The sequence below is a fragment of the Patescibacteria group bacterium genome (assembly GCA_020148045.1).
Lineage (GTDB): Bacteria > Patescibacteriota > Minisyncoccia > Minisyncoccales > GWA2-38-27 > JAHCRG01.
Genome location: JAHCRG010000006.1, coordinates 33,702 through 48,908, shown reverse-complemented (window position 1 = coordinate 48,908; position 15,207 = coordinate 33,702). Strand labels below are relative to the sequence as shown.

General features: G+C 38.7%; 14 protein-coding genes. 3 read left to right on the top strand and 11 right to left on the bottom strand.

Annotated features, from left to right (window positions below; genetic code table 11):
* Positions 1–4: 4 nt before the first annotated feature.
* The 8 genes from KJA13_01680 to KJA13_01645 form a co-directional block, all read right to left on the bottom strand.
* Positions 5–415, bottom strand: a complete 411-nt coding sequence (locus tag KJA13_01680) for a hypothetical protein (GenBank protein MBZ9577728.1) — start codon at positions 413–415, stop codon at positions 5–7.
* A gap of 176 nt (positions 416–591) precedes the next feature.
* Positions 592–1,185: a hypothetical protein gene (locus KJA13_01675; GenBank protein MBZ9577727.1), complete on the bottom strand. Its 594-nt coding sequence runs from the start codon at positions 1,183–1,185 to the stop codon at positions 592–594.
* A 306-nt stretch (positions 1,186–1,491) separates the two neighbouring features.
* Entirely contained in the window at positions 1,492–2,352 is an 861-nt protein-coding gene (locus KJA13_01670; GenBank protein MBZ9577726.1) for a DMT family transporter, read from the bottom strand.
* Between the two features lie 152 nt (positions 2,353–2,504).
* Entirely contained in the window at positions 2,505–3,371 is an 867-nt protein-coding gene (locus KJA13_01665; GenBank protein MBZ9577725.1) for a class I SAM-dependent methyltransferase, read from the bottom strand.
* A gap of 122 nt (positions 3,372–3,493) precedes the next feature.
* Positions 3,494–4,714, bottom strand: coding sequence for an ABC transporter permease (locus tag KJA13_01660; protein MBZ9577724.1), 1,221 nt, complete (start codon positions 4,712–4,714; stop codon positions 3,494–3,496).
* Positions 4,699–5,403 (bottom strand): ABC transporter ATP-binding protein, encoded by a 705-nt coding sequence (locus KJA13_01655; protein MBZ9577723.1) that lies wholly within the window; start codon positions 5,401–5,403, stop codon positions 4,699–4,701. The genes KJA13_01660 and KJA13_01655 overlap by 16 nt, the downstream gene beginning before the upstream one ends.
* A gap of 19 nt (positions 5,404–5,422) precedes the next feature.
* Positions 5,423–6,916: an efflux RND transporter periplasmic adaptor subunit gene (locus tag KJA13_01650; protein MBZ9577722.1), complete on the bottom strand. Its 1,494-nt coding sequence runs from the start codon at positions 6,914–6,916 to the stop codon at positions 5,423–5,425.
* Between the two features lie 106 nt (positions 6,917–7,022).
* Positions 7,023–7,931, bottom strand: coding sequence for a phosphoribosylaminoimidazolesuccinocarboxamide synthase (locus KJA13_01645; GenBank protein MBZ9577721.1), 909 nt, complete (start codon positions 7,929–7,931; stop codon positions 7,023–7,025).
* A 243-nt stretch (positions 7,932–8,174) separates the two neighbouring features.
* Between KJA13_01645 and purL the strand changes: the two genes are divergently transcribed.
* The 3 genes from purL to KJA13_01630 all read left to right on the top strand — a co-directional run bounded on the left by purL (position 8,175) and on the right by KJA13_01630 (position 13,642).
* Positions 8,175–12,110 carry a phosphoribosylformylglycinamidine synthase gene (purL, locus tag KJA13_01640; GenBank protein ID MBZ9577720.1) on the top strand — a complete coding sequence of 1,312 codons (3,936 nt, stop codon included), beginning with the start codon at positions 8,175–8,177 and terminating at the stop codon, positions 12,108–12,110.
* Between the two features lie 147 nt (positions 12,111–12,257).
* Positions 12,258–12,500, top strand: a complete 243-nt coding sequence (locus tag KJA13_01635) for a hypothetical protein (protein ID MBZ9577719.1) — start codon at positions 12,258–12,260, stop codon at positions 12,498–12,500.
* A gap of 11 nt (positions 12,501–12,511) precedes the next feature.
* The gene (locus KJA13_01630; GenBank protein MBZ9577718.1) at positions 12,512–13,642 is read left to right on the top strand and encodes a hypothetical protein; all 1,131 of its coding nucleotides are present in this window, start codon (positions 12,512–12,514) and stop codon (positions 13,640–13,642) included.
* 68 nt (positions 13,643–13,710) lie between these two features.
* On the opposite strand, the gene KJA13_01625 is transcribed toward KJA13_01630, so the two are convergent.
* The 3 genes from KJA13_01625 to KJA13_01615 form a co-directional block, all read right to left on the bottom strand.
* A complete protein-coding gene (locus tag KJA13_01625) occupies positions 13,711–13,986 on the bottom strand; it encodes a DUF134 domain-containing protein (GenBank protein MBZ9577717.1) in 276 nt (91 codons plus the stop codon).
* Positions 13,987–14,066: 80 nt separating this feature from the next.
* Positions 14,067–14,303: a DUF5320 domain-containing protein gene (locus KJA13_01620; protein MBZ9577716.1), complete on the bottom strand. Its 237-nt coding sequence runs from the start codon at positions 14,301–14,303 to the stop codon at positions 14,067–14,069.
* Between the two features lie 150 nt (positions 14,304–14,453).
* Positions 14,454–15,206 carry a ZIP family metal transporter gene (locus tag KJA13_01615; protein ID MBZ9577715.1) on the bottom strand — a complete coding sequence of 251 codons (753 nt, stop codon included), beginning with the start codon at positions 15,204–15,206 and terminating at the stop codon, positions 14,454–14,456.
* Position 15,207: the final 1 nt, after the last annotated feature.

Below are 15,207 nucleotides of genomic sequence, written 5' to 3'. Positions count from 1 at the left end.
TTACTCAAACACTATAAATATCTATGAAGATACCTACAAGCAGCGCTATAACGGAAAGAATAAAAATAACTGCTGAATTCCATCTCGATTTTGAGGTCAAACTAGTTTTAACCAAATAATGAAGAGCCAACTTCTTTTGGGAACTAATACAATCAGCCTTATCTACAGTCTCAATCAATTTATAATCTTTAACTAAGTTTGCTCTTTTTCTGGCAATATTAAAACGATGACCAAAATAAAGAACAAAGCCAACAGTACCAATATACCAAGCAACTTTTACCCATAAAGGACTATACCAGTTTAATATAATAATTATCCTGTATGCGATAGTAGCGGTTATGCCTGCCCAAAAGAAGAACAAACGGACAGGTTTAGGATTCGGTTCTATAACTTTTATGAGTTTTTTCTTTCTCATATTATCTCATTATATCAAAAAACCGCCTTTTTGGCGACAATTCAGCTAACAGCAAAAAACAAATAGCTACTAGCTAAATATCCTGCCTTGGCGGTTGATTTAAAAAAACAGGACACTTAAGAGGTTCTCGCTGCTAACCACATTAGATAATTTCAGATTAGTAGATTGGAGGCAGATCAAAACTTGCCAAAACCAGGACCTGCCGGACTTAGATACTCAACTCCGTGTTCGCCTGTGCAGGTATCGTTGTATATACTTTCAACTATAGCAAATGATCCCCAGATAACCTCTCCTAATTCTGTACCATCAGCTAAATACCAAACATTATCTATCTTTTCGGCATCGCTGGGCACGGCTAAAATCTTGACAAAATAGTTCCAGGAACAGGACTGCTCACCCTCTTGATATAAACCGCTTGTATGGTTTGTCAACCAGGCGCCAGAGCCAATATAACTATCATATCCATAATGACGGTCTAAAAGATCATCACTGTCACAATCTTTTTTCGCCAACCAGGGATCATTCCATTTCATCATCAATCTATCATCTCCATAATGCTCTTGACACCACTCGTAGTAAGCACCTCCGGGGCGGTACATTGGGTGGTAATCACAATACATGCCGTTAAACATATGCGCCTGGTAGTTATACCCCCACTCACTGTAGCCGGTGTTTATCAACTCCCCATCAGGGGTATAAATTAAACCATCTTGTATAGTGGCACAGACACTCCCTTTGCCTAGCTTCCCTGGTAATATCTTAGCTAGCATATCTCGTGTCAAAAACTCATTAAATAGCACCACAAGGTTAACTAATAAAACAGCGACTAGCAAACCGAATATAAGAAATGGGTATTTTTTTATCATAGAATAATTTATTTAATAAAAAGTGTCGACCTTTTTTGAAATAATTATTTTATCCTCGTTTAAAATTCTATTCCGGCCTTCTCCTGATTAAGTAAAAACTAATTTATTAATATATTCTATTATTATACTAAAAAAATCCTAAAAACAAAACCTGAAAAGTTATAATGAGCCCTAAATGGCTCCGGGGGATGGACGATGTTAGAACCTGTCTTATAGAGAAATTAGAATTAGTCCTGCTATGATTCCAACTATTCCAAAAGCTTGATTTAAAACTATTCTCTCTTTTAAGAATATCCTTGCTAATATGATGGTCACTAATGGGAAGGAAGCAGCAACAGGAGCAATGATTGAAGCATATTCCCCTTCTACTCCAAAACTGTAGCCAAAGAAAGCTACCATATCTGAAAAACCAACTAAGAAGAATAAAGCAAGAAGAGACAACTGAAGCTTTACCTTAAGAGATTGCTTGATAAGCATTGCATAAATGACTATGAACATTATTCCAAATAACTTTAACCCGAATACCGGAAGAAACCAGCCAAAGGTCTTACTGGGAATAACTATTAAGAATAAGGAAAATCCCCAAGCCAACATAGCAATAAGTCCTTCCTTTATCCCACCAAGAAGAGCAAGTTTTCTTACTTTCAGCAATTCTTTTAAGTTTATGGAAACTAACACAACACCAATGATCATTAAAATAATAGCTGCTATTTGGTTCGTTTTTAAAACTTCTTTTAAAAATACAAAACTTAAAATGACAGTAATCATCGCCCACGAAGCTCCTATCGGACTAACAAGCGAAACCTGTCCTTTTGTAAACCCCTTGTAAAAAAATAAGGTACCCACCATATACAAAAATCCAGCAGGCAAAATAAAAACGAGGAACTGAAATACATTATTTATATTAAGTGTTGGGAGTTTTATTAAAAGGTAAACAAAAGCAATAGAGAAAGCAAAAAGTTGTGTCCAAAAGTAAGTTATGAGATAGCCAACTTTTCGCGAGGACTTAGCAGCTAAAAAATCTGACGTCCCCCAACCAAACATACTTAATAATCCTGATAAAATACCCATACATCAATTGTATCAAAAAATCGCCTTATTGGCGATTTTCTATGCCTCTCGGTCTCTCGAACCGAGCACTAGCCTGCTCCGGGGATGGTACAATATTAGAACTTGGTTTATGGAGGGGTTTCCTGTTGTCGAATTAATTATTCTGAAAAACTCTAATCCGTTTTCACAACCCTAGCAAGAGCAATCCTTTCAATTTCAAATACTTTTAAATCAAGGTCTACTAATTTCATATAACGTTCCTGAACCTCCTCTCTTCCAATATCTTCAATAAGAGAAAGATTATATTTTGAAAGATAATCGCGCATTTCAGCTGGGTCCAGGCCATAAATAAACATCTTAAATCCTTTAACCAGCCATTTATACATGCTCTTTTCTGTAGCCCCCCTGAGGTTTTTACCCTCAATGAAACTTTTTAGAATATAGGTAAAGACAATTTTACTGCCAGGAGCAGCCTGTGCTACATATTTTAATATACTATCATTGGCTTCTTTTAAAATATATTGCGTAACTCCTTCCGAGATAAAAAGCGTTTTAGAGATTAAATTGTATCCTGCTTTTTTTAATTCAGTATCAAGACTTTGCTTCTCAAAATCAACAGGAACATAAACAACGTGATCTGGAAGTTTTCCTAATATTTTCTTTATTTTTTCTTTTTTCTTTTTTATTATAGATGGATAATCCACTTCAAAGTAACGTATATTTTCTATACCGGGAACATAATAAGCCCGGCAGTCCATTCCAGCACCAAGGTTGACAACTGATTCAAGATCCTTTTTTGCAATACTATTTTTTAATACGTCATCTATATAACGAAAGCGGCAAAAAAACCAACCCATTTCTTTCAATTTTACAATGGCATCATTTATTTTAGATGAATGCTGGAGAAATATAAAAAATTTGTAAAAAGGCGACAATAATTTTTCAGAAAATGGATCTTCAAAAAGTCGTTTTTCTTTCGGATACAACATTCCTGTAGCTCTTACATAAGCAACACCCATAGCTGTATTGATTGCTTTCATAATATTAATAATAATTAATATCTTCTTTCATCCTACCAAAAAATCGCCATTGTGGCGATTTTTGACGCGTCTCGGTCTCCCGAACGCCTCACTAGCCTGCTCCGGGGACAGGACTCGAACTCCTACTCGTAACGGAGGGCATCGACCGGGTTGAGCTTTGAAGCAGAACGAGCTGGTAAATATCCTGCGATACAGCCAATTAAGAAAGAAAATGTTAAGCCAAAAAGAACAAGTTGGGGACTAATTGAAGCCTTTAATAGAAAGAGATTTTGGGTTTGGCAATAAATTTCCACCATTTTAGCCAATCCCAATCCTAAAACTATCCCTCCCAATCCGCCAACCAAACCAAACATACCAGATTCAATTAAAAAGATAGCAATTATAGTTTTCCTTCTCGCCCCAACTGCTTTCATAATTCCAATTTCCCGAATCCTTTCGTGAACTGAAGTATACATAGTATTCATTATTCCTATTCCTCCAACAACAATGGCTATTGAGGCAAACCCAAAAATTGCTACTTGTATCAAACCCATTACATTGCCAACTATATCAGTCATTTTCTCGCTGCTAATAACTGTATAAGATGGCAAGTCTTCTCCCCGTTTCCTCTTTCTGCTTTCTTCAAGATTTTCTTTTATGTTTTCCACTACCTCGTCGGCTGAATAACCGGGTTTAATTTTAGCCATAGCCATTTTAGCCCCTGTTCTCTCTCCGGTAATTTCTCGGTAAATATCTAAATCTATATAAACCTGAGAGTCGTCTTGCTTGCTCCCTACAGATTTTAATACTCCGACAACTTCAAACTGCTTTCCTTTGAGAGTAATCTGAGTTCCTGTTTTCATTCCGGGAAAAATTTCTTCGGGCACTAAAAAACCAACGAAAATTTCTCTTTTTCCAGGAGTTGGCCAACGTCCTTCTACTAATTCAAAGCCCATATCAGTTTTAAATATATCCAAGCTTTCTCCCAAGGGAATTCCGCATAATAAAACTGTTCTTTTTTCTCCTTGATATCTCATTGCCTCCCCCCTATAGGTCATAGGAACAACAATATCTACTCCTTCCGCTTTTTCTATCGCTTTAATATCATCATCAGTTAATTCTAATCCTCCGACCATCATGCTTACTATATCAGTAATCTCTCCAGGCATTATCATAATTAAATCCTTGCCCATCATCCTTAACTGGGTCATAACTGCTGTTTTTATTCCTTCACTTAAAGAAAGTAACGACATTATCAGAAAAACACCAATAACAACACCAATCATAGTTAACCAGCTCCTTAAACGCCTTTTTCTTAAACTCCTTATAGCAATTTTGATATATTCTTTTATTGCTTTTCCCATAGAACTTTTCCAGCTGTTTTATGATTAGCAACTATTTGTCCATCCTTAATATTAATTACCTCTTCAGTGTATCCTGCGATATGAGGATCGTGAGTTACAACAACAATGGTCTTTTTTTCTTTTTTATGAAGGTCAATTAAAATCTCCATAATCATCTTTCCAGTAGTAGAATCTAAGTTCCCAGTAGGCTCATCAGCAACTATAATCTCAGGGTCATTGGATAGAGCTCTGGCAATAGCAACTCTTTGCCGTTCTCCACCAGAAAGCTCGCCAGGCCTATGGAAAATTCTTTTTCCTAAATTTATAGAGGCGAGTAATTTCTTTGCTCTCTCTACTCTCTTATTTTCAGGGACGCCTTGAAAAATCATTGGAAGCATTACATTTTCAAGAGCATTAAGATTATGAAGCAAATTAAATTGCTGAAAAACAAAACCAACTCTTTGTCCTCTAATCTGGGCAAGCTCATCTTCAGAAAGTTCTGCAACATCCTGTCCTTCCAAAAAAACCTCACCTTTAGTGGGAACATCTAAACAACCGATAATATGCATAAGGGTTGATTTCCCAGAACCAGATGGTCCCATTATTGTAACAAAAGCACCTGGAAATACTTCCAGGCTTATTCCCCTTAAAACAGTAAGTTCTACCTCTCCTAACTGGTAAATTTTCCAGACATTCTCTAATTTTATCAATGGCTCTGCCATAGATTTTTTATTCAATAACAACTTCCTCTCCTTCGCTTAATCCAGAAATAATTTCAAAAAACTCGTCTCCTTCCAAGCCGATTTCTATTTCTCGTTCTTTAACCTCGCCGTCCTTAAAAACCTGAACTATTTTTTTGCCATCCATTTTCTTTACTGCCCTTTTTGGAATAACTAATACATTTTCCTTTTTATCACTTTCAATAATAATGTCAGCTGTCATGCCCGGTTTAATCCCCTCCTTGGTTTCCTCAAAGTCAATAGTTATTCCATAATAAACTATTCCTCCAATCAACTTTTCTGCCGGGTCAATTGAAATTACTCTGCCTTTTAAAATCTCATCGGAAAAAGCAGCCAAAGTAATCTCTACCGGATTATTAACTTTAACGTCAACAATATCTTCTTCATAAATATCTACTTCTATTTGAAAAGGGCCGACCGAGAGAAAAGAAATTACAGAATCGGTTGGCTGAACTACTTCTCCTTCTCTTTTATTAATTTTTATTATTTGCCCCCCATTAAAACTTTTTAGAACAGCTTCTTGAATTTTATTCTGCAAAAGAGAAACTTTAGCTTGAGCTTGGCTTATTTGCGCTTGATATAAACCGCCTTCTTGTAACTTGTTTTTAATTAAAGAACTTTCCGCTTCAGCATTATTAATATTGGTCTCGTTAACAATTTTAGTTGTTGAAATAGTTTGCTGGGCATTAACAATATCAGCGATAACATTAATTATGTTTGTTCTTTGAGTATCTAAAGATGTTTTGTCAGTGGTTGAAACAGAACTGCGGTAAGCTTCGCTTTCTGTAATATCTCGAACTATTTCTAAGGAATTACTCACCGCCTCTAATTGCTCTTTTACTTTAGAAAGGATTAAATCAATATTCTCCTCTTGGGGGTTGTTTTTAGCATCATTAACATAAGCTTCAATCCTCTCTAAATCACTCTTAATTTTATACTTTTCTTCTATTACTTCTGTTGATTTTTCATCAAAGGAAGTAAAATAATCTCGCTGAATTTCATAAACTGCATTATAGGCATCGTAAGTTTTCAAATAAGAATCATCTAAAACATTAAGAGCATCCTCACAAGCGCTATTTAAATCTTCCTCAGCATCAGCTTTTACATCTTTTAAATTCTGTTCAGCATTTTTAAGAGAAATCTCGGTATCTGTTTTTTTTGCCCGGGCTACTTCAAGAGCAGCCTGAGCTTCAGTTAGTTCAATATATAACTGACTCGTATCAAGTTTAGCCAGCTTCTGGCCAGCTTCAACATTATCTCCAACTTTAACATATATCTCATCAATTCTTCCTGAATTCTTAAAACTAAGATTTATCTCTTCTGAAATTTTAACTGTTCCAGTTTCTGAAACTTCTTTTAAGACCATACCTATAACTACTTTTTCCAAAGCAAATTCTGGCTCTTCGTCTTTAATGAAAAACTGGTAAATAATAACACCTAAAACAACGACGATAACAATTATTAAAATTATTTTTTTACTCATAGTTTTATTAAAATTACTTGTAATATTCTATTTTATAATTTTCAAAATAAAAAAACAAGCCCTCACTACCAAAATTTTGGTGTGAGGGCAAACCCCAATTTTATAATCAGGGCTTTAAATCTTTTCTCGTTAAACGTCTGTAAAGTTCTCGATATCTGTTCCATGTTCCTGCAACAATAGTGTCAGGCAATCTTGGCCCAGGAGGAGTTTTATCCCATTTGCCATTCTCGCAGAGCGTCTCTAAATAGTTACGGACAAACTGTTTGTCAAAGCTTACCTGGTCATGACCTGGTTCATATTCATCAACAGGCCAAAACCTACTGGAATCTGGAGTCAATACCTCGTCAATAAGGAGAATTGTACCATCAACTCTACCAAACTCAAACTTGGTATCAGCAATGATAACACCCCGCTTCAACGCAAAATCATGCGCCTTTCGGTATAGATTTATGCTTCTATCTCTCAAGCTTTCTGCTAGGGATCGATTAGCTAATAACTTACAAACATCTTCAAATGTAATATTCTCATCATGGCCAGCTTGAGCTTTAGTTGCTGGAGTAAAAATTGGTTCTGGCAATTTGTCACATTGCTTTAATCCTGAAGGAAGCTTAATGCCACAAATCTGACCTGTCTTTTGATACTCTTTCCAACCACTACCAGCTAAGTATCCTCGGACCACACACTCAACAGGTAAGGGCTCTGCTTCTCGACAAACCATAACTCTGCCTTCAAAACATTCTCTTTGAAACTCCTCTGGAAGACGATCAAGCTCTGTACTCACAAGATGGTGCGGCGAAGCCACAGACTGAAGTTTTTGCAGCCAGAACTTAGTAAGTGCAGTCAGTACTTTTCCTTTATCAGGAATACCATTTTCCATAACCACATCAAAAGCCGAAATCCGGTCAGTGGCAATAATAACTAATCTGCCATCTCCGAGATTATAAATATCTCTAACCTTACCCTGTCTGCGTTTGTGTCCTGAAACCATTGTTCTTATTATTATCGTCTGCTTCATCTCTATCTCCTTTCTAATTCAATTATTAAAAACTCAAAGAACTATTAGTTAATGAATTATCTTAGCAAATTTCCAAACTTTGTCAAAAAATTTGACAAACAATATAAAATTTTCTATGGTTGAGTATCGTATGCGAACTCCGCACCAGAACAACTTCGGTGCGGGGCAAGTAGCTCATTGACAATATTTTTTGGAAAATCAGCCTACGGCTGACCAACCATAGGTTGGGAAAGGAGAAAAGATATGATTGTTTCACGTTTTCGAACTTCAAAACTTTGGGAGATTGAAGAACAGTTATGGTTAAAAGATCTTAAGAAAGAAGTTTCGCCATTAATTGAAGGGGTTAAGATTGAACGAAGATTCTATGTTGATTCTAAGAGGCCCTTTAGGTCCGGAGAATTAGAGCGCTTGGAAGGGCTACTGCGTGAGACTTTTGAACCAGAAAAATTCGGAAGTCAGACCAGATTAGCTGAACCAGTATTCGAGGCTGGTCCTCGTTTAGCCTGGGTTTCTCCCCAAAGCACCAGCGCAGTTTCTATCTGCCATGCTTGTGAATTAGACTTAGTTACCAGAATAGAAACTAACCGACGTTTTCAGATTACAACCAGAGGGAATTCTCTTCTTACTTCTGCCCAACGGAAGCAAATTTATGCCTTGATTCATGACCGAATGACAGAACAAGTTTATCCAGAGCCAGTAACCAGCTTTGAGATAGATGTAAAACCAGCACCAGTTCAGCTAATTCCTCTTCTGGAAAAAGGAGTCAAGGCTATTAAACAAGCTAATGAGCAGTTAGGCTTAGCAATAGATGAACAAATGGCAGAGTATATCCATCAGTACTGCAAAAAGATAGGGCGTAATCCTACTGATGCTGAATTGTTCATGTTTGGCCAGCTTAATTCTGAGCACTGCCGGCATCACCGTTTCAACGGAAAATATATTATTGACGGCCAAGAAATGCCCGACACTCTTTTTGGCATGATTAAGGCAACGACCGAAGCAAATCAAGCTAATGTCCTGGTTGCCTATACTGATAATGCTGCTGTGCTTTCCGGGAGGCCGGTAACAGCACTTGTGACATCAGACCCTACCAGGCCCTCGCCTTTTGCCTGCCGACCCATAAGCTCCTGCATTCTTGCCAAGGTCGAGACCCATAACCATCCAACAGCTATCGACGCCTATGATGGTTCAGCAACCGGTCTCGGGGGTGTTATCCGCGATCCAATGGGTACTGGCAGAGGAGGCATCGTGACTGTTGGTTTAGCTTGTTATTATGTAGCCAATCTCTTTATCCCAGATTATATTTTACTTTGGGAAAAAGAGTATGCGTCCCATCCCAAGCGTTTCCAAACACCTTTAGAGATTATCATCCAAGCTTCCAATGGAGCCAGTTACTATGGCAACATGTTCGGACAGCCAGTAATCTTGGGCTCTTTTACTTCGTTTGAACAAATGATTGGCAAAGAACACCATGGCTGGAGAAAAACTTGTATGGTGGCTGGGAACTTTGGCTATATTGACGAGAAACATGCCTATAAAATGAAGCCCGAAAAGGGGTATCCAGTTGTTCAGTTGGGTGGAGACAGATATTGGATTGGTTTGGGTGGAGGTTCTGGTTCAAGCAAAGATGCTGGTGCTCAAGAGGAAGAACTTGACTGGAATTCAGTCCAGCGGGCTAATCCGGAAATGGAAAATCGAATGAATGATGTCTTTCAGGCCTGCTCAGAATTAGGAGACGAAAATCCTATTGTCAGCACTACTGACTTAGGAGCTGGTGGTGAAAGTGTAGCCCTACCTGAAATTAGTTTTCCTGCTGGAGCCCGCTATGAACTCCGGGAGATTCCCTGCGGAGATAAAACCATGCCTGTCTATGTCTTCTGGTGCAATGAGTCCCAAGAGAGTATGGTAATGATTGTCTGGCCAGAGAGATTAGAAACATTGCGAAAAATCTGTCAGCGAAATCGTTGCCCAATGTATGTGGTTGGAGAAATTACTGGTGATGGGAAATTGGTGGTCACTGACCGCTCAGCCCCCGATGACGCACCTCGGGAGCAAAAAATACCCATTGATGTTGATATGAATTTCCTGCTGGCTAATTTACCTCAGATGACTATCAAGTGCCAAAAGATACTCCGCCAACTTAAACCACTTCAACTACCAGAAGGATTAACAGTTATGAAGGCCTTAGAGCGAGTTCTTCGTTTGCCAAAGGTTGCTTCAAAACAATTCCTAACTCGCAAGGTTGACCGTTCAGTAGGTGGTTTGGTTGCTCAGCAACAAACAGTTGGGCCCTGCCAACTTACCTTGGCTGACTGTGCTGTAACTGCTGATAGCTTCTTTGTAACTACTGGTACAGCAATGGCTATTGGTGAACAGCCAATTAAAGGTCTGGTTAATCCAAAAGCCGGAGGAAGAATGAGCCTAGGTGAATCTTTAACCAATCTGGTCTGGGCACTGGTTGAAAGCTTTGAGTCAATTAACTTTTCAGCTACCTGGCAATGGCCTTGCAAGCAGCCAGGTGAAGATGCCCGGCTTTATGAAGCAGTTAAAGCAACTAGCGGTCTCTGCCGTAAGTTGGGACTGCGAATTCCAGTTGGCAAGGATTCCGTCTCAATGACTGCCTGGACTACCAAAAATGACCAGAAACATCCTGTTAAGTCACCAGGCACTGTCCAAATGATTAGTTTTGCCCCCTGCCCAGATATTACTAGAGTTGTCACCCCAGATATTAAAATGCCGGGTCAAAGCAAATTGATGTTAATTGACCTTTCCAGGGACAAGCAGCGACTCGGGGGCTCAGCCTTAGCTCAGGTTCACAATCAGATTGGTAATCAAGCCCCTGATGTTGAAAATCCCCAAATTTTGCGTCAGGGATTTGAAGCGATTCAAGAGCTAATCAGGAGGGATTTAATCTTAGCTGGCCATGACCGTTCTGATGGTGGTTTAATAACCTGCCTCTTAGAGATGGCTTTTGCGGGAAACTGTGGTTTGTATATTAGCTTTCGCAGGCCTATTTGGAAAACAAACATCCTACCTATACTTTTCTCAGAAGAGTTAGGCCTAGTCATTGAATATCTGCCCAAAGATGAAAGGAGAATCCTGAGATTCTTGCTAGGCCAAGGACTAGAGGGTTGCTGCCATATACTCGGACGTACCACTAATGATTATCAGATAAAGATTCATCACAAAGGTCAGCCTGTCTTGTCTGAAGATATGAGAAAACTTCGAAACATATGGCAAGAAACTTCCTATCGGCTGGATAAACTCCAAGCCAATCCGGCCTGTGTAGAAGCTGAAAGGAAAAATACTTATGACCGGAAAGGCCTTCCTCTAGAGCTTCGCTTTAAGCCCGAAGCAACCCCGGAGATAAAGATGAAAGTTAAGCAAGCAAAGGTGGCTATTCTCCGTGAAGTAGGCACTAACGGAGATAAGGAAATGGCTGGAGCTTTCGATGCTGCCGGTTTTGAGGCCTGGGATGTTACCATGACTGATTTGGTTGAAGGAAGAATTAGCTTGAATGATTTTCGAGGCATTGCTTTCTCAGGTGGCTTCAGTTACGCAGATGTTTTGGATGCAGGCAAAGGTTGGGCTTGGGTAATTAAGACCAACGAGCGAGTCCAAAAAGAGTTTGAAAACTTCTACTCTCGGCCAGACACTTTTTCTCTGGGTGTCTGTAATGGCTCTCAGGTTATGCCTTTTCTCGGTTGGATACCTCGGCCAGGCATTGAGCTAATAAAACAGCCGCGTTTTGTCCGGAATGAATCAAGAATCTTCGAATCGCGACCTATAGCAGTTAAAGTCATGCCCAGCCCAGCGTTAATGCTCCAGGATATGGAGGGCTCAGTTCTCGGTATCTGGGTAGCTCACAGCGAGGGTCGTTGTTTCTTCCCTAGCGACTCGATTCTTAAGGAGGTCCTGGAGAAAAACTTGGCTCCCCTTCGCTTCGTTGATGATGACGGAGTTCCCACAATGAGATATCCTTACAATCCCAATGGTTCAATCCTGGGTATTACTGCTTTGTGTTCACCTGATGGTAGGCACTTGGCAATGATGCCTCACCCTGAAAGATTATTCACTTTCTGGCAATGGTTTTATTGGTCAAGAAAATGGCCAAAGCTCAAAGTTTCCCCCTGGCTAAAACTTTTCCAAAACGCCAGAAAATGGTGTGAAGAACATTAATAGTATCAACGAAACACAATCTTGTTGATAAAAAAGCCCGTTTTATAAAACGGGCTTTCTTTAAATTTCAGTTGACAAATTTATCATAATAATTAAAATAGCATTGGAAAAAGAAAACTGTTCATTTATAATTGAAAGGGGTAGAAAATGAAGATAATCACAAAGGAATTTATTGTAACAAGAGACAATCCAAGCGAGTCTTCTTCTGAATCTTGGATTCGCCGTTGGCCTATAAAAGCAGAATTAAAAAAAACTGAGGGCCGGTGGTATTCTTCAAATGGAGTACGTAAAATAGACGAGATGGCCATTTATGAATTCAAAAAATATTTTGGCTTTACACCTCGAAAAGGATCAAGGGGAATTACAAGTATGACAATACGGTATCATTGAAAGGGATAAAAATGGCAAAGAAAAAAAGTGCTTATGCTCAAGCTGGCGTAGATTACAGTAAAATCGAAGCTTTTAAACGAGCAATGATAAGAACAGGAAAGCAAACATTAAGTTTTCCCAATCGACGGAAGGTCTTTATTCGTATGGATTTAATAGACCCCCATGGAGCTGTCTATGAATACCGGGGCAACCATCCTCACCTCTGGTGCAACACTCAGGAAGGTCTTGGAAATAAGAATTGGATTTCTGAATGGATGTATCAGTTTTCTGGCACAGGTAAAACTTTCTATAATGACATCGGCGTGGATACTGCCCTGATGGCGGTGAATGATGTAATTGCTCAAGGGGCAATGCCGGTTGTCTACACTGACGAAGTCGCTGCCGGTGATAGCGAGTGGTTTCAAGATGAAAAAAGGAGCGAAGATTTAGCTAATGGTTTTTTAAAAGTATGCAAAATGGTTGGTATGGCCCTACCCGCAGGCGAGTCTCCTTCTCTCCGTTATTTAATCAAATCTAAGCGACCCGTAAAAAGTGCTCCCTCTTTGAGTGGTTGCGTTACCGGGATTATTGCTCCATCCCATCGACTTATCACTGGAGAAAAATTGCAACCGGGTGATCATATAATCGGTGTTACGTCTTCGGGCTTACACGCCAACGGGATTTCGCTTGTTATCAAACGTGCTCTAATGCTTCCAGAAAAATTTCTTACCAAATTACCTGCCACTGGTAGGACGCTTGGAGAAGAAGCCCTTATTCCTACCAGGTCATATGTAGCTCTGGTTGAAGCGCTATTAGAAAACGAGATAGAAATCCATGCTCTTTTGCCAGGTACTGGTAGTGGTGTAAGCAAGATAGCCTTTGATAAACGGCGGCTCACTTACCGTATCCATACTTGGGTAAAAGAAATACCTCCTTTATTTCTGTTTATGCGAGAACTTGGGGTAGGGCTGGAAGATTGTCTTACAACTTTTAACTGGGGAATTGGTTACTACATGTTCGTGCCCCCATCTGCTGTAGAGAGGACTATTAATACTGGCGAAAAATCTAATTACCATTTAATTGATCTTGGTATAGTGGAAGAAGGTGAGAGAAAAGTTATCTTCGAACCCGAGGATATTACTTTACCTCCTCCTGGAGATTAATCAAAAAACTCGCTCCAAAAACAAAAAAGTAGTTTTCACCTACTAATCAAAAAGTAGAGACCCGGTCTCTACTTTTTTATCTGAATTGCCTTGCCTTTTATTAAGGCCTCTGTAATTTTTTTGTAAGCAGATGATAAAATCCTCTGGAAAGTACTCTGCGATGTTTTCATTTGCTTGGCACAATCAACCTGATCTAAATCTTTTATATTTTTTAATCTCAAAGCCTCTACTTCTTCAGTAGTTAATTCAACAATCTCCAAATGTCTCATTGGTACACCTCGAGGTTTAAAATAGGTTATATTTGGATGAAATCTAATTCTTCTACAAAGTCTTGGTCTTGGCATAATCAAAATTTAATGTTATTGTTTAAATAAGAAGGCTACCCTGGCCCCCCCTTAGGAGGAGCCAGGTTTACGGCCTTCTTTTATTTTTTTTGACCCTTTAGTTCAGTCAAACGTTCTTTAACTGCTCTTAATTCTTCTTCTAAAACTTCTGTTTCTTCTTTCAAAATTTCCGCTTCCTCTCTTCTGGTATAGAATCTTCTCCAGCCAAAGCCACGGCCATAGCCTCTGCCATAGCCCATTCCGCCTCCGCAAGGGCCTAAACCTCTTCCAGTCATAGGACCTTGACCCAAAGGACCAGTTTGGTCAAATCTTGGCATGTTTTTGTTCTACTTAATTTTGTAATCATAATTCCGACCTTTCTATTATGAGTATATACCCATAATAATACCCTGTCAAGACCCTAACCTGTTAATAACTAAAAAGCCGAGAGAATAACTCTCGGCTGTCTATAATTTTATAAAACATTTTTATATAATTCTTATCAATAACATTAAAGCTATCCCAAGCAGAAATACAAGAAAATAAATTATTGATTTTTTAAAACTTTCTTTATGCTTAATTTCAGGAATTAGGTCTGAAGAAGCAATGTAAATAAAGTTGCCAGCTGCAAAAGGTAAAAGGAAAATAATTGACTGACCGATTTTCTCTGAAAGCAAAAAGCCAACAATTCCTCCAAAAATTACAGCACTTGCTGAGAAAAAGTTTAAAAACAAGGCCTTAACTCTTTTAAATCCGCCGTAGACCAAAACTCCATAGTCCCCGATTTCTTGAGGAATTTCATGGAGAGCTACTGCCAAGGCAGTAACTACTCCAATTGGTAAGGCCACAACAAAGGAAGCTGCAATAATCAAGCCATCAATAAAATTATGGACAGCATCCGAGATCAAAATTAGATAAGAAAAAGGAGCTATTTCTGGATGCTGGGTTGCGTGGTGATGATGCCATCTGATAAACTGTTCTAAGATAAAAAAGATACAGAAACCAAAAATTAGATATAAGAATATTTTTAAAAGTGAGTTTTCTTCCAAGCCAACCTTTTCAATTGCCTCTGGAATTAAATGTAAAAATGCTCCCCCAATTAAAGCACCGGCAGAGAAAGCAACTAAGATTAAAAGGATTTTATTCAAAAGTTTTTCTTTTAAAAATAAAGTTACAGCTCCAATAAAAGCAATGATACTGATTAAAAATGTACTAATTAAGATATAAAATAAAACATTCATT

Bases quoted from the DNA above. Each gene is read 5' to 3' on its own strand.
- purL (MBZ9577720.1), top strand. From the start codon at position 8,175: ATGATTGTTTCACGTTTTCGAACTTCAAAACTTTGGGAGATTGAAGAA.
- KJA13_01615 (MBZ9577715.1), bottom strand. From the start codon at position 15,206: ATGAATGTTTTATTTTATATCTTAATTAGTACATTTTTAATCAGTATC.
- KJA13_01650 (MBZ9577722.1), bottom strand. From the start codon at position 6,916: ATGAGTAAAAAAATAATTTTAATAATTGTTATCGTCGTTGTTTTAGGT.
- KJA13_01675 (MBZ9577727.1), bottom strand. From the start codon at position 1,185: ATGCTAGCTAAGATATTACCAGGGAAGCTAGGCAAAGGGAGTGTCTGT.
- KJA13_01680 (MBZ9577728.1), bottom strand. From the start codon at position 415: ATGAGAAAGAAAAAACTCATAAAAGTTATAGAACCGAATCCTAAACCT.
- KJA13_01625 (MBZ9577717.1), bottom strand. From the start codon at position 13,986: ATGCCAAGACCAAGACTTTGTAGAAGAATTAGATTTCATCCAAATATA.
- KJA13_01635 (MBZ9577719.1), top strand. From the start codon at position 12,258: ATGAAGATAATCACAAAGGAATTTATTGTAACAAGAGACAATCCAAGC.
- KJA13_01670 (MBZ9577726.1), bottom strand. From the start codon at position 2,352: ATGGGTATTTTATCAGGATTATTAAGTATGTTTGGTTGGGGGACGTCA.
- KJA13_01660 (MBZ9577724.1), bottom strand. From the start codon at position 4,714: ATGGGAAAAGCAATAAAAGAATATATCAAAATTGCTATAAGGAGTTTA.
- KJA13_01630 (MBZ9577718.1), top strand. From the start codon at position 12,512: ATGGCAAAGAAAAAAAGTGCTTATGCTCAAGCTGGCGTAGATTACAGT.
- KJA13_01645 (MBZ9577721.1), bottom strand. From the start codon at position 7,931: ATGAAGCAGACGATAATAATAAGAACAATGGTTTCAGGACACAAACGC.
- KJA13_01665 (MBZ9577725.1), bottom strand. From the start codon at position 3,371: ATGAAAGCAATCAATACAGCTATGGGTGTTGCTTATGTAAGAGCTACA.
- KJA13_01620 (MBZ9577716.1), bottom strand. From the start codon at position 14,303: ATGCCAAGATTTGACCAAACTGGTCCTTTGGGTCAAGGTCCTATGACT.